The sequence below is a fragment of the Pseudomonas lundensis genome, assembly GCF_015377145.2.
Taxonomy (GTDB): Bacteria; Pseudomonadota; Gammaproteobacteria; order Pseudomonadales; family Pseudomonadaceae; genus Aquipseudomonas; species Aquipseudomonas lundensis.
On sequence record NZ_CP062158.2, the window covers coordinates 969,891 to 989,161 of the forward strand.

A 19,271-nucleotide genomic window follows, 5' to 3' on the forward strand; every position below is an offset into this window, starting at 1 on the left:
CCATGCAAGGCGCCCAGCATCGCCAGCCACCCCTCGCTCCCGGCCGCAAGCCGGTGCCGCGTGGCGCGAGCCGAATGGTGGCGAAAGAGCCGATGTCGGCGCGCCTGCCAAAAGCCAATTTCGGCTTTTTGAAAGCGCTGTTCTGGCCGGTGTTGCTGGTGGCGTTGGGTTTCGGCACTTATGAAGGCGCGCAACGGCTCATGCCTTACGCAGACCGGCCGATTACTAACGTCAACGTGCAGGGCGACCTGACCTACATCAGCCAGCAGGCCGTGCAGCAGCGCATCGCACCTTACATTGCCGCGAGCTTTTTCACGGTCGACCTGGAAGCCATGCGCACCGAGCTGGAACAGATGCCGTGGATTGCCCACGCAGAAGTGCGGCGGGTCTGGCCGGATCAAGTGGTGATCCGTCTTGAAGAACAATTGCCGGTTGCACGGTGGGGCGATGAAGCACTGCTGAACAACCAGGGGCAGGCCTTCACCCCGCGTGAACTGGCCAATTACGAACATTTGCCGCAGCTGTTCGGCCCTCAACGGGCTCAGCAGCAAGTGATGCAGCAGTATCAGGTTTTGAGCCAGATGCTGCGTCCGATGGGCTTCTCCATAGCCCGGCTGGAACTGCGTGAGCGCGGTAGCTGGTTCCTGACTACAGGAGCGGGCAGTGCAGGGCCGGGCATCGAGCTGCTGTTGGGGCGCGATCACCTGGTAGAGAAAATGCGTCGCTTCATAGCCATCTATGAAAAAACGCTGAAAGAACAGATTACGAACATAGCGCGCATTGATTTGCGTTATGCCAACGGATTGGCCGTCGGCTGGCGGGAACCTGTGGCACCCACGATAGCCCAACCCGCTGTCGCGAAGAATTAAGAAGAGGCAGGACCCATGGCAAATGTGCAAAGCGGCAAAATGATCGTCGGCCTGGATATCGGCACCTCCAAGGTGGTTGCGCTGGTAGGCGAAGTCGCGGCCGACGGCCAACTCGAAATCGTTGGTATCGGCACCCATCCATCCCGTGGCCTGAAGAAGGGCGTGGTGGTGAATATCGAATCCACTGTGCAGTCGATCCAGCGCGCAGTGGAAGAAGCGCAGTTGATGGCCGGTTGCCGTATTCACTCGGCGTTTGTCGGCGTGGCAGGCAATCACATTCGCAGCCTGAACTCCCACGGCATCGTGGCGATCCGCGACCGTGAAGTCAGTTCGGCCGACCTTGAGCGCGTGCTCGATGCTGCCCAGGCAGTGGCCATTCCGGCAGACCAGCGCGTGCTGCACACCTTGCCGCAGGACTACGTGATCGATAACCAGGAAGGCGTGCGTGAGCCACTGGGCATGTCGGGCGTACGTCTGGAAGCCAAGGTGCACGTGGTGACATGCGCCGTGAATGCTGCGCAAAACATTGAGAAGTGCGTGCGCCGCTGTGGCCTTGAGGTGGATGACATCATCCTTGAGCAACTGGCGTCGGCCTACTCGGTACTCACCGATGATGAAAAAGAGCTGGGCGTTTGCCTGGTCGACATCGGCGGCGGCACCACTGACATCGCGATTTTCACCGAAGGTGCGATCCGCCATACCGCGGTGATCCCCATTGCCGGCGATCAAGTGACCAACGACATCGCAATGGCGTTGCGCACCCCGACCCAGTACGCCGAAGAAATCAAGATTCGCTACGCCTGCGCGCTGGCCAAGCTGGCAGGCGCCGGTGAAACCATCAAAGTGCCAAGCGTGGGTGATCGTCCACCGCGCGAGCTGTCGCGCCAAGCGCTGGCCGAAGTGGTCGAGCCCCGTTACGAAGAGCTGTTCAGCCTGATCCAGGCTGAGCTGCGCCGCAGCGGTTACGAAGATTTGATCCCTGCGGGCATCGTCCTGACAGGAGGCACCTCGAAGATGGAAGGCGCGGTCGAACTGGCCGAAGAAATCTTCCACATGCCTGTGCGTCTTGGCGTGCCACACAGTTTCAAAGGGTTGGCCGATGTTGTGCGTAACCCGATTTACTCCACGGCTGTGGGCTTGCTGCAATACGGGCTGCAAAAACAGTCCGATGGCATTTCTCTGTCGGGATTAGGCAACCGCGACAGTTACAGCAGTGAAGAACAGAAAGCCCCTGTCCTTGAGCGCCTTAAGCGCTGGGTACAGGGCAATTTCTAAGCAACAAACGATTTACCAGCAGTAGAAGTAGGCGAAAAAAACTAGAGAAGGTAAGGAGAGGGAAAATGTTCGAACTCGTAGACAACATCCCGCAAAGCCCGGTAATCAAGGTTATCGGTGTTGGTGGTGGCGGTGGCAATGCTGTTAACCACATGGTTAAGAGCAACATCGAAGGCGTGGAATTCATCTGCGCCAACACGGACGCCCAAGCGCTGAAAAGTATTGGTGCCCGTACCATCCTGCAATTGGGCACTGGCGTGACCAAGGGCCTGGGTGCCGGCGCGAACCCCGAGGTTGGCCGTCAGGCTGCTCTTGAGGACCGCGAGCGCATCGCTGAAGTGCTGCAGGGCACCAACATGGTCTTCATCACCACGGGCATGGGCGGCGGTACCGGTACCGGTGCTGCACCGATCATTGCCGAAGTGGCCAAGGAAATGGGGATCCTCACCGTTGCGGTAGTGACCCGTCCGTTCCCGTTCGAAGGTCGCAAGCGCATGCAGATCGCTGACGAAGGTATTCGTCTGCTGTCTGAAAGCGTCGACTCGTTGATCACGATTCCGAACGAAAAACTGCTCACCATTCTCGGTAAAGACGCCAGCCTGCTGTCGGCTTTCGCCAAGGCCGATGACGTACTGGCCGGTGCCGTTCGCGGTATCTCCGACATCATCAAGCGTCCGGGCATGATCAACGTCGACTTTGCCGACGTGCGCACCGTGATGAGCGAAATGGGCATGGCGATGATGGGCACTGGCTGCGCCAGCGGTCCTAACCGTGCACGTGAAGCCACTGAAGCGGCGATCCGCAACCCGTTGCTCGAAGACGTGAACCTCGAAGGCGCGCGCGGCATCCTGGTGAACATCACTGCCGGTCCTGACCTGTCGTTGGGTGAATACTCCGACGTGGGCAGCATCATCGAAGCTTTCGCTTCCGAGCACGCGATGGTCAAGGTCGGTACCGTAATCGATCCGGACATGCGCGACGAACTGCACGTGACCGTGGTTGCAACCGGTCTGGGCGCGAAAATCGAGAAGCCGGTCAAGGTGATCGACAACACGGTACAGGCGTCGTACGCCGCTTCTTCGGCTCAGGCCGCAGCCGCGCGTCAGGACGTTCGTCAGGAAACCCGTCAGGAGCTGCCATCGGTTAACTACCGTGACCTCGACCGTCCGACCGTGATGCGTAATCAGGCCCAGCAAGGCGCGACAACCGCTGCCAAGCTCAATCCTCAAGACGATCTGGATTACCTGGACATCCCGGCTTTCCTGCGTCGACAGGCTGATTAATGAAATCAATCAGGGGGATTAAGGTGATTGGTGTTCAGCAAAGGCTCGGTCTGCTATTATCGCCAGCCTTTGTTGATACCAGTTCGCAATTTGCGCTGAAGCGGCCAATGCCATGATTAAACAACGCACCCTGAAAAATATTATCCGTGCCACAGGTGTCGGCCTGCACTCCGGTGAGAAGGTCTACCTGACCCTCAAGCCTGCGCCTGTGGACACCGGCATCGTGTTTTGTCGTGCAGACCTTGACCCTGTGGTGCAGATTCCTGCTCGCGCGGAAAACGTCGGCGAGACAACCATGTCGACCACATTGGTCAACGGCGATACCAAAGTAGACACGGTAGAGCACTTGCTCTCGGCCATGGCTGGCCTGGGGATCGATAACGCCTACGTCGAACTCTCCGCGTCTGAAGTCCCTATCATGGACGGTAGCGCTGGACCTTTCGTATTTTTGATTCAATCTGCCGGCCTGGAAGAACAGGACGCGCCGAAGAAATTCATCCGTATCCTGCGTGAAGTGACCGTTGAAGATGGCGACAAACGCGCCACTTTTGTCCCTTTCGAAGGCTTCAAGGTGACTTTCGAGATCGATTTCGATCACCCGGTTTTCCGTAATCGCACACAAAGTGCAAGCGTGGATTTCTCAAGCACTTCGTTTGTAAAAGAAGTCAGCCGCGCCCGTACCTTTGGCTTCATGAGTGACATCGAGTACCTGCGCAAGCACAACCTCGCACTCGGTGGCAGTGTGGAAAACGCGATCGTTGTCGACGCGGACGGTGTACTGAACGAAGACGGTCTTCGCTATGAGGACGAATTCGTGAAGCACAAGATCCTCGACGCCATTGGCGACCTCTACCTGTTGGGCAATAGCCTGATCGGCGAGTTCAAGGGCTTCAAGTCTGGCCATGCATTGAACAACCAGCTGCTTCGCAAGCTGATTGATCAGAAAGATGCGTGGGAAGTCGTGACCTTTGAAGATGCCAGCACTGCACCGATTTCGTACATGCGTCCGGTTGCGGCAGTTTAAGTAAAACTTCTTTCTCTAGTTTTTGAAGGCTGCCCTCGGGTGGCCTTTTTTTATGCCCCCAAAGGGTGCGAGGGACTAAGCGACGTTTTGCTCGTGTTGCTGCTCACTGACGCTGACAACCCTGTTTCTACCGCTGTGCTTGGCTTCATACAGCGCTGCATCCGCTTTGCGCACCAGCTCTTGCAGCGTGTCACCGGCTCTCACCTGACGGGTATAAGTGCCCAAACTGATGGTCACTGAGGCGCCTCCATCAGTAATCGGCGCCATCCGTTCCACCGCTTTGCGTATCCCTTCGGCAATTTGCCGGGCACCGCGCGTGTCCGTGTCCACCAGCAACACCGCAAACTCCTCTCCGCCATACCGCGCTGCCAGATCGGAGGGGCGCCGTACCTGTGATTTGATCTGCTGGGCGACTTTGCGGATGACGTCGTCACCGGCCTGATGCCCGTAGGTGTCGTTGAAGGCCTTGAAGTGATCAATGTCCATCATGATTAGTGAAATACAGCGACCTGCGCGTTGCGCTCGCCGCCATTCCTGGGCCAGCCGCGCATCCAGCGTCCGACGATTGGCCAATGTGGTGAGAGGGTCAGTAGTGGCCAGCCCTTCGAGTTCGGTTTCAACATGCTGACGCAAGCGCATTTCGCGGTTCAGCATCCAGGTCATCCAGATCAGAGACAGGCATAGCAGCGCAGCAAAGCTACCCACCACCCAGGTGGTCATGCGCCAGCCTTCAAAGATGCTGTCTGTAGACAAAGCCACGACGACAACCAGGGGTAAATTGCGAACCCGTGAAAAACTGTACAAGCGCTCTACGCCATAGATGTGCGAGGTTGCGATGAAACTGCCCTCGGTCTCGTCGAAAAGTCGCTGGATGCCGGGCAGGCAACCGACGTAGGTGCCAAAAAGGGGGCGGATAGTCACGGGGTACTGGGTTATCAGCGTCCCGTCACTGCTCATCAGATTGATAGTGTCATCCGGGCTCAGCTCAAGGCTCTGAAACAGCTCATAGAAGTATTCCAGCCTCATTTGTGCAACCCCGACCCCCAAAAAGGTGCCATCAGGCGCACTGATACGGCGACTGAACGCGATGTTCCAGTCATCCACATCGGGGCCGGTCTTGAAGGGGGGGCTGATGAAGAGCGCATCGCGTGAGCCATGACGGTGAGCGGTAAAGTACGCTTGATCGCTAAGGTCAGCCGGTGACGCAATAGCGGTTCGCGAGTCCGCGACCACCACGCCGTGGGCATTGAGGATAAAAAAACCATCGTCCGAGGGAGCGTCCTGCGCTCTGCTAAACAGAAGCTGATGCTGAATATCCTCAGGCAGTGAGTTTAACGGGGCGCTTTGCCAGGTTTTAATCATCCCGTTCAGCACGTCGTCATAAAGGCGCATGACTTCGCTGATGTTGCGATCAACCAGTTGCACGATGTTGGAGGCTGAGCGCGTCGCCTGTTTTTTGTCGTCGATGTAATCATGGTGAATAAAAAAACCGACAATGCTCAAAATCGCCATGATCGACAGGCTGGCGAAGGTCATGAGCAGGCGTTGGCTCACGATATGTTGCTCAGAGGCGGGCCGGGTGTTCATGAGCGCACAATAAGTACGGCTCGCCAAATTTCAAGGTCTTTGAGTTGAAAAAAATGACCCCATAACCAGCGTGCGGGCTGATTGGCTCAAGCGTCGCCTGCGGCGTTGCGACTGACCACGCAATTACGTCCATTTTTCTTGGCCTGATAGAGCGCCTGATCGGCACAATGCAAAAAACGGGTTTGCGAGTCGTCCGCTGTTACCAGTTGGGTGCAGGTGCCAAGGCTCACGGTGATCGGGATACCGCCCGGTTTAATGGGGGGCAGTTGCTCAATGGTGTGACGAATACGCTCTGCGAGCTGCGCTGCACCCTCGGCGTGGGTGTCGGGCAGGACCATGGCGAACTCTTCGCCGCCATAACGGGCAACCAGATCAGTTGAGCGTCGTACGAAAGTCTTCAGGGTTTTGCCAACCAGGCGCAAGGCTTCGTCACCGTACGGGTGACCGTAAGTGTCATTGAACGACTTGAAATGATCGACGTCGATCATGATCAGCGACAGCGGTTTGCGAGTGCGTTGAGCGCGAAGCCACTCAGTCGTGAGGGTTTCATCCAGTTTTCGGCGGTTGGCCAGTTCGGTAAGCGGGTCGGTGCGTATCATCGCTTCCAGCGTCTGCTCTGCCTTGCGTCGTAATTGCAGTTCGCGCCCCAGCAGCCATGTCAGGCCGAGCAAGGTGATGCACAGCATCAGCGTCACACAACCGACCAACAACGCATTGCGCCGCCAACTGGCGAACACGTCTTCAGTGGCCAGTGAAACCACCACCACCAACGGCAGCTTGCCGACCTCAGAAAAACTGTACAGCTCCTCTTGGCCGTGTTTGCTGGAGACCGCAATAAAACTGCCTTTGTGCTCCTTCAACAGGCGATTGAAGATCGGGTCGTGGCTCAGATCGTCCCGGGCATTGTCACGGCCGGGTTGCTGGATGAGCAGGGTGCCGTCGGTATTGATCAGGCTGATGGTGCTGTTGGCCCCGAGATCCAGCTTTTGAAACAACGAGCGAAAGTACTCGACCTTCATTTGGGCGATCGCCACACCCTGGAACGAACCGTCGGCACCGGAAATTCGACGGCTGAAGCTGATGCAGCACGCTCCCTGAGTGGCCTCGGTCGGGAAGGGGTGGGAGATAAACAGGTCATTGCCGGATGAGTCACGCTGCTCGATAAAGCTTTGCCAATGACTGTAGTTTTTACCGGGCGTGTAATCGGCAAGGGAGCTGACCACCAGATCGCCTTGGGCGTTGAGCATGAAAAAGCCACCGTTGTCGGGTGTTTCTTCAGCTTTATCGAACATCAACATTTGCTTCAGCGGCTGGGAAAGGTTGCCAAGGTCGCCACGCTTCGACACACGGATCAGCGCGCTGAGTGCGGAGTCGTATTGCTCAACGGTGTTTTGGACGTCGCGGTCGATCAGGCGAACAATGTTGAGCGAGGTACGGATGGCCGCCAGTTCAACGCTGCGATGCTCGCGCATCAGCAAAAACGCATTGATGCTGAGAATGGCTATGACGCACGCCGTCATGGCGATCAACAACCAGCCCTGCGTGATCGGTGGTTTAGATGAGTGGTGGGTTATTGCCATGCTGCGGTCGGCCTCTAGACAGCCCCTAAATGAGCACCCCCCCACAAAAAAGCCAGCGTAAACGCTGGCTTTGTATCAGGGTTTAAAACACATCAAGAGGATAGTCGATGATGACGCGGTATTCATCGACATTGCTGTCGACCGCCTGATACGCCTCATTGCCCCGGTTGGCCGACCAGCGCAACGCGACGCCCAGGTCTTTCGCCGGGCCTTCCTGCAGCACATATTTGACGGTTAGGTCGCGTTCCCAGTGTTTGGCGTGCTTGCCGTCAGCGTTGTACCAATTGCCGTAACCCACGCTGTTGGGGTCAACCTTGGTCAGGTCAAGTTCGCCGCGCGAGTACGAAATCATGGACGTCAGCCCGGCCAGGCCCACGCCGGCAAAGTCATATTCGTATTGAAGCTTCCACGAGCGTTCGTTCGGCCCGTTGAAGTCCGAATACTGCTGCGAGTTATCCAGATAAACGCTGTCGCCCTGATAGATGTAGTCAAACGGCGTGTTGCCATTGACCCGCTGGTACACCGCGGTCACCGTATGCCCCGCGACAGCCACGGCAAAATGCAGGCTGAAGGTGTTGTTGTCGATGTCACCCAGCAGGGCCTTGCCTGTGTCCTGAGTGTGATAGAAATGCAGCCCCGGGTTCAGGCTGACGCTATCGGTCAGGGCGTAGGTGTAATCCAGATCGTAGTAGTACTGGTTCCAGATGTCCTGCAGCTCGGCCGCATACAGGTTGCTGGTGAGCTCAGGCACGCCGCTCCACGAGGCGCCAGCCCAGTTCATGTGCTTGCTGTTCTGGCCATCGAGGTTGCCATACATGGTCGTCAGGCGGCGCATGCCGCTCTGGTTGTAAGGTTTTTCGAAGCTGACCTGGCCGCCTTCGAACATCCAGCCATCCAGGCTGTGATTAGTAAGTGTCACACCGCGGAAGGTCTGCGGCAGCATGCGCGTCTCGCCACCGGCGATCACCGGGTTGGTGAGGAACATGTCGCCCGCTTTCAACTCAGTGTCAAAGGCGCGCATTTTTAGCGCTGCGCCAGCGGACGAAAACGCGGTAGGCGCTTTGCCACTACCGTCGCTGACCGGCAGGATGCTGCTGCCGTCCGTACCGCCACCGCCGTCGAGTTTCAGGCCGAGCATGCCGTAAGCGTCTAGCCCGAAGCCCACCACACCTTGGGTAAAGCCCGACTCGAACCGCCCAATGACCCCTTGGCCCCACTCTTTACTGTCATCCGCTTTGGGGCTGCGAATATCGTGGTTCATGTAGTAATTGCGAAAATGCAGCTTGAGGCTCGAACCTTCAAAAAAGCCGTCTTTTGCCGTTTCATCATCGGCGTAAGCAAGGGTCGGGATCGTTGCAGCCAGCGCTAGGAATAGCGGGCTGAATTTGAGTGCGTTCTTCACCGGTCAGTAGCTCCTTTTGGGTGATGGCAGTTTTTATTTTCGTTAGAAATTCGGGCTCTTTTTGAAAGACGCCAAACGCCGTGACGGCTTTTTGAGAACAAAAAAAAGCCGCTATAGTAGCGGCTTTTGAAACAATCAGTCACATATAAAGGCCGTGACTGACTGGGTCGGGAAGACTTTATGGAGGGAATCAGCTGTCCTTGCTGTCATCGCTGGTGCTGGCTTTAATCTTCGTGTGCTGAGGCTGTGCCTCGTGTTGGTGGCTGGCGGCGAGTTCTTTTTGGTGCTGTTCAAAGGCGGCTGCGCGGGCTGCATTTTGTGCAACGAACGCTGGCGATTCTTCCGCCATGGCCAAAGGCGACAACAACAAAGACGACAAAGCGAAAACGCTGGCCATACCCATACTGCTGGACATTTCAAAGACCTTCTTGCTGAGCAAGTTCTGTGTGGTGCGATCAAAATATAGGCAACCCCCACCCCGAAAAAGCCCTGCTCTGGATAAGGACTTTTGCGTTTTGAGTAACAAACCTTGAAAACGCAGAGGTAGAGTAAGGGTTCGGTACTTTGCAAGGGCGCCGCTCGCCGTCCTTGACGTGTTATCGATATGAACACGGCTTTATAAAAAAGGCTTCTTGCCTGGGAGGGCTTAACTTCGATTGCTTATTGAGGGCGTGACCAAAAAGAATGGAATCCTATTCCTGATGCAAGGCCATTCTTGGGGGAAGGCCGGGAAAACCCGGCCTTGTATGCTTTTTTATTTCGAAGCGGCTCGGCGGAGATAAAGAAAATGGAGAGCAGTTTTCTATATCTATAGCTTAAAATTCGATGAATTTAAGCGTTCCAGTATTCCCGTAACTGTTCACGCCGATAACAGCGACTTTATATTTTTTGTCAGGTTGGATGTTATGAAGGTTCACTCCAATACTCTTGCCTGCCGTGTGTACTAAGGGTTGCGCTATTTCACCGTTTTCTGTGATCAGGTAGTACGTGATGCATAGATAGCGGGCATTATGTATGTAGCCCCACGTAAGTTGGGCTGTATTGTTTTCAGTGCGTTTAGCCTGGAGCACATAGCTGTCTGTAGGGGGCGAGTCTTGAGTGTCCTCATCGGATGTTGTTCCGTGGATTGATACAACGCTTGAGCGATTGTTGTCTGGATCGACGGCATAAACAGATACGGTATATGGAATGTTTCTTTGCAGTGGATGGGTTATGGAGTGAAAGCCCAGAATGGGAGACGCATTTTTTTTTATCACACTATCGTTGATAGTAACGATGTAGTGATCAACTTTATTGTTGTCAGACGACAGGTTAAAAAAAACGAGAAGATTTCCATTCATCGTGCTATAGGAGGCTGTGAGATGTAAGGGGGGCGTCGGTTTCTCTTGGTCGGCATAAGGGCTGGCGTGCATGAATGTATTGTTAGTAAAAGATCTGTGTCCTTCGGTTCCATAGGCGTTAATACCCCAGACGAAAACATGGTATGGCTTTAGTGATGTTAAATCATTAAACGTGTAGCAGAGTTCGCTGCCTGAATACAAAACTTCCCTAATGGGGGGGGCAATAATTGTGCCTTCCTTGGTGTTTTTTTCGTCTTCAATCGCCGAGATGTCGTAAAGGTGGATTTTATACTGTGCTATATTCCGGGCGCCCGACCACGTGGTGGAACCTGAAGTTAATGTGTCGCGGGTCACAAATTGGTCTGTAATAAATTCAGGTGAGTCATTTCCACTTTCCCTCGTGTTGCCTGTTAAGGAAATGGATGTTGAATGGTTGTAATCTTGATCGGTGCAGTAGAGTGTGAGTTTAAAGTCAATTGACAGACCCAGTGGAAAAGTAAAAGATTCTTTGTAGATGATTTCCTGCCATTGTTCACTGTTGGTTTCAATGATCAATGTGTGAAATACTGTGCCGACCTTGGCGTCACCTTTGATGTAAGTGATATGTAAAGTCTGCCCCACCGAGTCATAAACATATTTTAGTTCGGACGGCGCCGTAGGTGGGCGTGTTGATGGTTTGTAGGGTTCTACCCGCCTAATAGAGTAGTCGCCATAGGTGCCGTAACTGTTAACTGCACGTACCGCCATTTGATAGGCGTTGTAGTCTGGAAGGTTTTCAAACATGGTCCCACCTGCCCATCGGGACACAAATTTTGATAGAAGTGGTTCTCTAATTGGTTTGCCCTCATCGATGTCACCCTCTCCATAAATGTAAGCTTCATAACAGTCTACCGTTTGGCCTTCACCCCAATACATTGCACACCCGAACTTACCAATCCGTTGGGTTGCCGTAATAAGAGGGGTCAAGGGTTTTTTATCATCGGTCGGTTCGTCAAAGGTAGTAAGGGTTTGGGTCAGCGGTGGGGAATAATTACCTGCAAAGTCAACACCGTAAACTTTTAGTGTGTACAAGGTGTCCGGAGCGAGGTTTAACTCTAAGTTTTGAACTGCAGAGTGTTGATTTTCAAGTCTCTGTTCCTCTCCGTCATCGATTGTGTAAATATGATGGGTGACTGTGAAGTTGTCAGTGGATTCTTCGAATGATACAAAGCACGTATGCCATGGTCTTATCCAATTGGCATGACGAAACACGGGAGTGGTAGGCGGGATTTTGTCAAGCGCTCTTTCACCTTTGTAGATGTTAGCCTGTATGCAATAGTCAACTAAAAGACTTTTTTCAAAAAAATCCACGTTGATGATATTGCTGTTTATTATTGTGTTTTGATTTGGCTGGAATTTAATATTGATATAACCGGCCAGATTTTCGGGTCCGTAAGTATTTGAGTATTTTACAACTTGTAGGGACCAAAGATCATTTTTGTGGGTTGGTTTGGTGTGCCGTTCAATGAATATGTCGAGTTCAGCCAGTGAAGGTGTATCTTGCCCTATCCAGTAGTGAGGGATATTGTTCCAGCATTCGGTGTGAATGCCGAACTGGTGCCCTGCGATAATAATATTGCAGCCTGGGTAATCCGTCAGTATTTGAGCATGCGTTAAATCACTCGCTGCACGTGGCAAAATCTTTGCTGCACTGTTTTTACCTGAAAACCCATTGATTAGCTGCAAGAATACTTCCGAATAGTCTTGCTCTGTGAATTTCTCGAAGTCGTGGAAGTTTAGAATAATGATTTCATTTTTTTTTGATGCGTAGTCCACGTTGAAGAAGTGGTTACAGTCAGCAATCAGTTTGCTGATGGTGCGTGTTGAGGTCCATCCGTTATGGCTGAAAAATATACCTTCTATGGCGTGCTTTAGACGTATATCGAAAACTCGAATGCCGTTTGAAAGTTGGAATAAAAATGTGTCATTTTGACAAGCTATCCAGCCCTCTTCTATCCCGCTGGTGGCTTTTTTATCCATGCCTGCGTTATGGGTAGAAGGCAGCGACATAATATTTAACTTGAGTGGAGCAATAATATGGCTGAGGTCTGTCATCCATGTTGATAGCGTGTATTCAGTTTTCTCATGGCCTGTTTTTTTCATGGCGGTTAACTCTGATAGTTTGTTGACGCCCTAAGATATTCCGATTATGGATGATCGCCTGCTATCAGTTTTAATAGGTTGACGTACCAATTGATTTCAGAGTTAGGGATGCTCTGAAGTGGCCGTATGTTTTTCGACTATCGAGCCGTCAGCACTTTCCAAAAAACGACGTTTGTAGAAAATTGCTCAATCACCTTCGTTTTTCAGCCGTTCCAACCGCTGCAAAGTCCTTTGCAGCGGTCATTTCCAGCTCTACACACGCACCTTTCCTGCGTTCGCCAACACATATCGGCGTGCCATCCACAGGTTTAACAGAGCGAACAACGTCACCAATAGGACGGGTTGCCCTTCTTGGTTGGGTGCATCTCAGGGTCGAGTTTGCCGTCCTTATTATGGGTCGAACTGGGCGCATTAATCAGCGTGGCATCGACGTGGGTACCTTGACGCAACGACAAGCCATGGTCACCCAAATAACCATTCATGAAGCCGACAGTTCCGGACGCCAGCTCGTGCTGCTCCAGCAGAAGACGGAAGTGTGAGAAGGGTGGTTTCGTCTGGAATACGCTCCAGACTGATGCCTGAACACTGATGCAGGATGGTCGTCTCATACAGCGCTTCTTCCATCGCCGGATCGCTGTAGCCGAACCAGTTCTGCATCAAATGAACCCGCAGCATCGTCATCAGAGGATAGGCAGGGCGGCCGCCTCAGGGCTTAATCAGGGAATCAAACCCTTCCAGGCAGCAACTGATCCATCTCGATCAGGGGCCACTCCTTACGAGTTTGTTTGCGCTGTCCAGCGTACTCGGCGTCGGCAAACGTCATCTGTTTCATCATCGAAAAGCTCGGCGATCGGTGGTCGGTGATTTTGCCAAATCGGGAAGTCTTTCTCAGCGTTTCACTCAAGAAAACAAGGTTTTGGTCGATGCGCTGGTATTAGAGAGGGGCGTCGATGCGTCTCTGGACCGGGGGGATGTGAATGAAAGTATGTGCGCTGGGGCTGGCGGCTTGTGTCTTGTTCGGGGTGTCCAATGAGGCGGTGTCTGAAACGGCTGCCATGAGTGGCACCGTCCATTTTCAAGGCAGGATTGTGGAAGCAGGGTGTGAGCATGGTCGTTCGGGAACCGTGGATTATGGTAACCAAACGCAGTTGATCGAAGTTGCGCCCAATGTGGTGTTGGCGGTGAACATGGCAAGCAATGCCTGCCGCACGGGACATTTACCGTTTGTCGCGTCCTATCAGAAGCTAAACACTCCCGCCTACAGTGAAGAGCAAGGCGTGCGCAACGGCGTGCTGACTATTTCCTACCTCTGAGTGCAACGCGGGGAGAGGATGGCAGGTATACTGCGCGGCTTTCTTCCTACCCCGCATCCTCCGGAGCTTTCATGACTTCCTCCAAACAACCGACGGCTCCTGAAACCCTCGCGGCTGAACCGGCCGAGCTGGAAGCCACTGCGAACGCCGCCGACAAACCGGCCGTTCCTGCATTCAGCTTTCCGTTCAACCCGTCGGCCTTCGCCCAGGCCAAAAAAGACAACCAGCCCTGGTATCAAAAGTCGGGCAAGGGCGGTCATGACAAAACCCCGGGCGCGCCACCCCATGGCACCCGTAAAGCCATGGGCAAACGTTAATTTTTGACGTCGGAAAACCGGCGCATATCGCCGATTTTCAGTGGTTTACCGATTAACGTCGGCGAACCTGCGCCAGATCAGTATTTCGTTAATGGGTGCGCTTAGAGTCGACAGCCCTGCCGACTCCTCCCAATATTTCGAGCGCGCCTGTTATGAAAATCAATCTACCGATTACCGGCCGATCCGTTGATTTTGCACCCGACGCTAACATCCTCTCCACCACCGACCTCGACAGCCGTATCACCTACGCCAACCCCGACTTTATAAACGTCAGCGGGTATGAGTTGAGTGAGTTGCTGGGCAGCACCCACAACGTGCTGCGTCACCCCGATATGCCCGCCGCTGCCTTCAGCCATATGTGGCAGACGCTCAAGGCTGGACGCTCATGGATGGGGATGGTGAAAAACCGCTGCAAGAATGGCGACCATTATTGGGTCAGCGCCTACGTCACGCCGGTCATGCAAAACGGCGAAACCGTCGAGTATCAATCGGTGCGTACTCACCCAACCCCGGAGCGGGTTGCGGTGGCTGAAGCGTGTTATGCCGCTCTGCGCGCAGGGCCGATGCCGCTGTGGAGGCGTCTGCCCACGTTGGGGTTGACCAGCAAAATAGCGTTATTGGTCAGTGCCGTGTTGGGTGCTGTCATGGCGATCGGCACGGTGATGTTGCCGCAGATTAATCCGCCAGCGGGTTTAGGGCTCTGGCTGGCGGGCAGCGTGCTCAGTTCGGCCGCCATCGCGTGGGGGCTCAAACCCTTGAGCGCTTTGGCCCGTCGCGCCAAGGACGTGGGGGATAACCCATTGAGCCAGCAGATCTATACCGGCCGCCAAGACGAACTCGGGCAGATCGAGTTCGCACTGCACATGTTGCAAGCCCAGGTCGGGGCTGTGGTCGGGCGTATCGGTGACGCTTCCCAGCGCTTGGCCGGGCACGCCGGTGAACTGGTGGAGCACCTGCAAAGCAGCCACAACAGCACCCTGCATCAGCAACTGGAAACCGATCAGGTCGCTATCGCCATTAACGAAATGGCGGCCAGTGTGGCCCAAGTGGCAAGCAATGCGCAGCAGGCTTCGCAGGCGGCTGATCGTGTCGAGCATGAAACCCGCGAAGGCTACGACCTGGTGATCAGAAGTCGCACCTCGGCGCAGCATTTGGCCACTGAGCTGGTGCGAGCCACTGAAGTGGTTCATCACCTCGAAAACCACAGCAGTGATATTTCATCGGTGTTGGAGGTGATACGCAGCATCGCGGAGCAAACCAACCTGCTGGCGCTCAACGCTGCCATTGAAGCAGCCCGTGCGGGCGATCAGGGGCGCGGGTTTGCGGTTGTGGCGGACGAAGTGCGCGGTCTTGCGCAGCGCACTCAGCAGTCCACCAGCGAAATTCAGCAGATGATCAGCACCCTGCAAAACGGTGCGCGGGCCGCGGTGCAGGTGATGCAGCAAAGCAGCGAGTACGCGCAAAGCAGCGCCAGCCAAGCGCAATTGGCCAGCAGTGCGCTGGACGGCATCAGCCTGCAAATCAAAAGAATCACCGAAATGAGCGTGCAGATAGCCTCGGCCGTTGAAGAGCAAAGCGTGGTCAGTGAAGACATCAACCGCAACATCGCAGGGATTCGCAGCGCCTGCGAGGTCACGGTCAACGCCGGGCAACAGAGCCAGCGCAACTCCGGGGATGTGTCCGCTCTGGCGGCAGCCTTACGCAGCCTGGCTCAGGACTTCTGGCAGTCCCGGCGCTAGGCCGTCAAAGCGTTTCACGCTGAACCAGAACCATGCCGTGGCGGGCGTACAGGTCGCGGGCCTTGAGGTTGTGCTCCATGACCTTGAGGTCGACACAGGCTTCGCCACGCTGGCGGAACGTAAGAAACACATGTTCCAGCAGCGTGCTGCCCAGTCCGCGTCCGCGATACGCAGGGTGAACCACCAAATCCTTCAGGTACGCGCTGGTCCAGGCCTGCGCAACCCCCACCACGCGTGCGGCGTGTCGCAGCACAAAACACAGCGTGGGATCGTAGTCGGCATCGCGACCCAGCGCCTGCTGCCATGCCTGCAAGGGGAGCACGCTGCCCTGTCCGTCGGCGTAGCCCGCAACAAGCAAGGCATGAACCGGCTCAATCAGGCTCGGGTTGAGGGGGCTCAGCGTGAAGCCTTCAGGCCAGGGCTGAGCGGGCGGCAAAGGTGCGCGCAAGTCCTTGCGCAGCAGCAGGCACGCCCCGCTCACGGGTTCAATACCCTTGAGCGGCGACGGTACGGGCGGCTTCAATCAGGCACTTGGTCAGGTCTGGCGACGAGAACTTGGTCAGCACCGCATTTGCCCCGGAGAGGCGCGCTTTCTCGCTGTTCATGGCGCTGTTGAGCGAGGTGTGCAACAACACATACAAGTGACTGAAGTCCGGGGTTTCGCGCAGCGTTCGGGTGAAGGCGTAGCCATCCATCTCGGACATTTCGATGTCCGACACCACCAGGTTGATCTGATCTTTCGTGCCCTGCAGTTCCAGCAAGCGGTCGATAGCTTCTTTGGCGCTGCGAGCGGTATGGCACTGCAAGCCCAGATTGCGCAGGGTAATCACAGATTGTTGCAGGGCGACCTGACTGTCATCGACCACCAGAATCCGTGCATTGGCCAGCAATTCCGCTTCTTCCATGGTCACGGCGTCCGGGTCCTCAACGATCTGCGAAGGCGCAATGCCGTGAATCACTTTTTCGATGTCCAGCACCTGCACCAGCACGTCATCGACCCGCGTCACGCCGGTAATGAACGAGCGCGAACCGCCCGAACCATAGGGCGGCGGGCGGATGTCGGTACTCAGGCAATGAATGATCTTGCTCACCGCCTGCACATGCAGCCCCTGCTTGGAGCGGCTGACATCCGTGACGATCAGGCAGCCACCGTTAGGGTCTTCCAGCGGCTGCTCACCGATGGCACGACTCAAGTCAATCACCGCCAGCGACGCCCCGCGCAGCACGGCAATGCCTTTTACATGCGGGTGCGACTCCGGCATTTTCGTCAGTGGCGGACAGGGGATGATTTCGCTGACCTTGAGCAAGTTAATCGCCATCAGCTTGCCGCTGCGCAAAGTGAACAGCAGAAGCGAAAGAGAATCTGCGCGGGCGTTGTGGGATGACATAAAAACCTTCTGTGTAAAGAAATGCGCGCGGGCCATAAGCCAACAGCGGCGAGCGATACAGGGTTATCGACCTAAGTGGAAGGGTCTTTAGCAAAACCCCCGGATCAATCCCGGTTTAGGGTGGATTGTCTGCCGGTCGCCTGCGCGAAAAGTTTGTAAACGGCCCGTGTTTCCTTAAGGCATCTGCGATCTTGCGATTAGCCCACGCTCTCACGCGCAGCGCAAAAAAAACGCGCAGGTGTTGGGCCGCCGTCTCAGGCGTTCAACCCATCTGTCGGCCTGTTCGCTGAATGACAACGCACTGAGGTGCCCAAACCTATTTCAACCCCAACCGCTTGGCCAATCGCCCCAGATTGGCCCGGTCCAGTCCCAGTTCACGCGCAGCGCTGGCCCAGTTGTGTTGATGGCGTTCCAGGCAGGCGCTGATGAGGTTTCTTTGGTAGTGCTCAGTCGCTTGGCGCAGGTCGCCGGTTGTCTCGGCCATTGTGGTGGGTGTGGGTGTGGGTTGGGCCGCCTCGGTGACGCGGGTGGAGGGCAGGTCCAGGTCGTGGGCGGTGAGGGTCAGTATGCGCGGGCGTGTCGGGCAGTTGCCCAGTGCTTTGAGGGCGCTGCGGCCGATGAGGTGTTCCAGCTCGCGCACGTTGCCCGGCCAGTCGTAATGCACCAGCGCGGCTTGCGCGTCGGGGCTCAGGCGTAAGCTGCCCAGGCCCATGCGTGAGCGGTTTTGCTCAAGGAAGAAGCCGCTGAGCAGTAACACGTCGCGCCCGCGTTCGCGCAGGGCGGGTACTTTAAGTGGGTAGACGCTGAGGCGATGGTAGAAGTCGGCGCGGTAGCGGCCGCTGCGCACTTCTTCAGCAAGGTCGCGGTTGGTGGCGGCGATCAGGCGAACGTCGACGCGGTGCTCCTGATCCGATCCCAAACGTTGCAACTGGCCGCTTTGGAGCACGCGCAGCAGTTTGGCTTGTACGGTGAGGGACAGTTCGCCCACTTCGTCGAGGAACAGCGTGCCGCCGTTGGCCAGTTCGAATTTGCCCCGCCGATCGTTGGTGGCACCGGTGAAGGCACCGCGCACATGGCCGAACAGTTCGCTTTCGACCAACGTGTCGGGCAGCGCCGCGCAATTGAGGCTGATCATCGGTTTGTCAGCGCGTGGTGAGGCGGCATGAATCGCTTGCGCCACCAGCTCTTTGCCCACACCCGTTTCGCCGGTGATCAGGACCGTCAGGTCACTGCTGCCCACCAGCGCGATTTCGTCGATCAGGCGTTTGTGGGCTTTGCTCTGGCCTATCAATTCTTTGTGGGGGGAGCCGTTGGCCTGCCGGTACAGCTCTGCCTTGAGTTGTTCGTCTTCCACCCGCAACGCCAGCCGTTCAATACGCTGGGCCACGTTTACCGTAGCGGCCGCGAGGCTGGCGAAGGCTTGCAGGGCATCCAGCTCGATGGGTTCGAAGCGTTTAGGGTCCAAGGCATCCAGGGTCAGCAGCCCCCAGGGTTTCTCGTCAATGAACAGCGGGCAACCCATGCAATCGTGAATTTCCAGATGCTCGGCCAGCCCGTCCACCAGGCCGTCGTACGGGTCGGGGAGGTCGCAATTACTGGGGAATCGTGTCGGGCCGGGGCTGCTGAGCAACACGTCAAAGCGCGGGTGTTCGTTGACCTTGAAGCGTCGTCCGAGGGTGTCGAGGCTCAGGCCGTCAACCGCCAGCGGCACCAGCCACTCGCCATCAAGGCGCAGCAAGGCGGCGGCATCGCACGGCAGCAGAGCGCGCATGGCCTCAAGCAAGCGGCGGTAACGCTCGCTCTCTGGCAGTTCGCGGGACAGGTCAGCGACTAGGGGCAATAACGTGGTGAGCAGAAGTTTTGCAGTCATTTTGACCTCATGTAGTCGAACCGACTATAAATCAGCCTGAGTCATAATGACTAATATTGTTTTAACTCGCTGTTTTTAAAGGGTTTAAAAGTTGGCACGGATTCTGATACCTCAATGGTCATCAAGTTTTAGTTACTGCCTA

General features: G+C 55.6%; 15 protein-coding genes and 1 pseudogene. 7 read left to right on the forward strand and 9 right to left on the reverse strand.

Translation table 11 applies throughout. The features are described from left to right. Nucleotides 1-2 precede the first annotated feature (2 nt). The 4 genes from IF654_RS04915 (at nucleotide 3) to lpxC (ending at nucleotide 4,451) form a co-directional block, all read left to right on the forward strand. Nucleotides 3-869: a cell division protein FtsQ/DivIB gene (locus IF654_RS04915; RefSeq protein ID WP_047278891.1), complete on the forward strand. Its 867-nt coding sequence runs from the start codon at nucleotides 3-5 to the stop codon at nucleotides 867-869. 15 nt (nucleotides 870-884) lie between these two features. Then, nucleotides 885-2,144, forward strand: a complete 1,260-nt coding sequence (ftsA, locus tag IF654_RS04920; protein ID WP_047273790.1) for a cell division protein FtsA — start codon at nucleotides 885-887, stop codon at nucleotides 2,142-2,144. 65 nt (nucleotides 2,145-2,209) lie between these two features. Next, nucleotides 2,210-3,427 carry a cell division protein FtsZ gene (ftsZ, locus tag IF654_RS04925; protein ID WP_047273791.1) on the forward strand — a complete coding sequence of 406 codons (1,218 nt, stop codon included), beginning with the start codon at nucleotides 2,210-2,212 and terminating at the stop codon, nucleotides 3,425-3,427. A 112-nt stretch (nucleotides 3,428-3,539) separates the two neighbouring features. Then, complete coding sequence (gene lpxC / locus IF654_RS04930; RefSeq protein ID WP_047282234.1) at nucleotides 3,540-4,451, forward strand: UDP-3-O-acyl-N-acetylglucosamine deacetylase; 912 nt, start codon at nucleotides 3,540-3,542, stop codon at nucleotides 4,449-4,451. A gap of 75 nt (nucleotides 4,452-4,526) precedes the next feature. Here the strand turns inward: lpxC and IF654_RS04935 are convergent, their stop codons facing one another. The 6 genes and pseudogenes from IF654_RS04935 to IF654_RS04960 form a co-directional block, all read right to left on the reverse strand. Beyond that, nucleotides 4,527-6,005, reverse strand: a complete 1,479-nt coding sequence (locus IF654_RS04935; RefSeq protein WP_230683758.1) for a sensor domain-containing diguanylate cyclase — start codon at nucleotides 6,003-6,005, stop codon at nucleotides 4,527-4,529. Nucleotides 6,006-6,124: 119 nt separating this feature from the next. Next, nucleotides 6,125-7,618 (reverse strand): sensor domain-containing diguanylate cyclase, encoded by a 1,494-nt coding sequence (locus tag IF654_RS04940; RefSeq protein ID WP_194862715.1) that lies wholly within the window; start codon nucleotides 7,616-7,618, stop codon nucleotides 6,125-6,127. Nucleotides 7,619-7,700: 82 nt separating this feature from the next. Further along, nucleotides 7,701-9,020, reverse strand: a complete 1,320-nt coding sequence (locus tag IF654_RS04945) for an OprD family porin (RefSeq protein ID WP_047273794.1) — start codon at nucleotides 9,018-9,020, stop codon at nucleotides 7,701-7,703. Between the two features lie 190 nt (nucleotides 9,021-9,210). Beyond that, nucleotides 9,211-9,435 (reverse strand): hypothetical protein, encoded by a 225-nt coding sequence (locus tag IF654_RS04950; RefSeq protein ID WP_047281288.1) that lies wholly within the window; start codon nucleotides 9,433-9,435, stop codon nucleotides 9,211-9,213. Nucleotides 9,436-9,835: 400 nt separating this feature from the next. Beyond that, entirely contained in the window at nucleotides 9,836-12,502 is a 2,667-nt protein-coding gene (locus tag IF654_RS04955; protein ID WP_194862714.1) for a PI-PLC domain-containing protein, read from the reverse strand. 329 nt (nucleotides 12,503-12,831) lie between these two features. Continuing rightward, a pseudogene (locus IF654_RS04960) lies at nucleotides 12,832-13,334 on the reverse strand (transposase); the annotation flags it as partial. A 145-nt stretch (nucleotides 13,335-13,479) separates the two neighbouring features. On the opposite strand from IF654_RS04960, the gene IF654_RS04965 reads away from it, so the two are divergent. From IF654_RS04965 to IF654_RS04975, 3 genes are all read left to right on the forward strand, one after another. Then, nucleotides 13,480-13,815 (forward strand): hypothetical protein, encoded by a 336-nt coding sequence (locus IF654_RS04965; RefSeq protein WP_194862713.1) that lies wholly within the window; start codon nucleotides 13,480-13,482, stop codon nucleotides 13,813-13,815. 71 nt (nucleotides 13,816-13,886) lie between these two features. After that, nucleotides 13,887-14,132, forward strand: a complete 246-nt coding sequence (locus IF654_RS04970; RefSeq protein WP_194862712.1) for a hypothetical protein — start codon at nucleotides 13,887-13,889, stop codon at nucleotides 14,130-14,132. A 158-nt stretch (nucleotides 14,133-14,290) separates the two neighbouring features. Continuing rightward, nucleotides 14,291-15,871, forward strand: a complete 1,581-nt coding sequence (locus tag IF654_RS04975; protein WP_472853219.1) for a methyl-accepting chemotaxis protein — start codon at nucleotides 14,291-14,293, stop codon at nucleotides 15,869-15,871. Between the two features lie 4 nt (nucleotides 15,872-15,875). Here the strand turns inward: IF654_RS04975 and IF654_RS04980 are convergent, their stop codons facing one another. The 3 genes from IF654_RS04980 to norR all read right to left on the reverse strand — a co-directional run bounded on the left by IF654_RS04980 (nucleotide 15,876) and on the right by norR (nucleotide 19,129). Further along, nucleotides 15,876-16,352: a GNAT family N-acetyltransferase gene (locus tag IF654_RS04980; protein ID WP_070413771.1), complete on the reverse strand. Its 477-nt coding sequence runs from the start codon at nucleotides 16,350-16,352 to the stop codon at nucleotides 15,876-15,878. Between the two features lie 4 nt (nucleotides 16,353-16,356). After that, nucleotides 16,357-17,259, reverse strand: a complete 903-nt coding sequence (locus tag IF654_RS04985; protein ID WP_047273801.1) for a chemotaxis protein CheV — start codon at nucleotides 17,257-17,259, stop codon at nucleotides 16,357-16,359. A gap of 316 nt (nucleotides 17,260-17,575) precedes the next feature. Then, nucleotides 17,576-19,129, reverse strand: a complete 1,554-nt coding sequence (gene norR / locus IF654_RS04990; RefSeq protein WP_094987409.1) for a nitric oxide reductase transcriptional regulator NorR — start codon at nucleotides 19,127-19,129, stop codon at nucleotides 17,576-17,578. Nucleotides 19,130-19,271: the final 142 nt, after the last annotated feature.

Bases quoted from the DNA above. Each gene is read 5' to 3' on its own strand.
- IF654_RS04915 (WP_047278891.1), top strand. From the start codon at position 3: ATGCAAGGCGCCCAGCATCGCCAGCCACCCCTCGCTCCCGGCCGCAAG.
- ftsA (WP_047273790.1), top strand. From the start codon at position 885: ATGGCAAATGTGCAAAGCGGCAAAATGATCGTCGGCCTGGATATCGGC.
- ftsZ (WP_047273791.1), top strand. From the start codon at position 2,210: ATGTTCGAACTCGTAGACAACATCCCGCAAAGCCCGGTAATCAAGGTT.
- lpxC (WP_047282234.1), top strand. From the start codon at position 3,540: ATGATTAAACAACGCACCCTGAAAAATATTATCCGTGCCACAGGTGTC.
- IF654_RS04940 (WP_194862715.1), bottom strand. From the start codon at position 7,618: ATGGCAATAACCCACCACTCATCTAAACCACCGATCACGCAGGGCTGG.
- IF654_RS04950 (WP_047281288.1), bottom strand. From the start codon at position 9,435: ATGTCCAGCAGTATGGGTATGGCCAGCGTTTTCGCTTTGTCGTCTTTG.
- IF654_RS04955 (WP_194862714.1), bottom strand. From the start codon at position 12,502: ATGAAAAAAACAGGCCATGAGAAAACTGAATACACGCTATCAACATGG.
- IF654_RS04965 (WP_194862713.1), top strand. From the start codon at position 13,480: ATGAAAGTATGTGCGCTGGGGCTGGCGGCTTGTGTCTTGTTCGGGGTG.
- IF654_RS04970 (WP_194862712.1), top strand. From the start codon at position 13,887: ATGACTTCCTCCAAACAACCGACGGCTCCTGAAACCCTCGCGGCTGAA.
- IF654_RS04985 (WP_047273801.1), bottom strand. From the start codon at position 17,259: ATGTCATCCCACAACGCCCGCGCAGATTCTCTTTCGCTTCTGCTGTTC.
- norR (WP_094987409.1), bottom strand. From the start codon at position 19,129: ATGACTGCAAAACTTCTGCTCACCACGTTATTGCCCCTAGTCGCTGAC.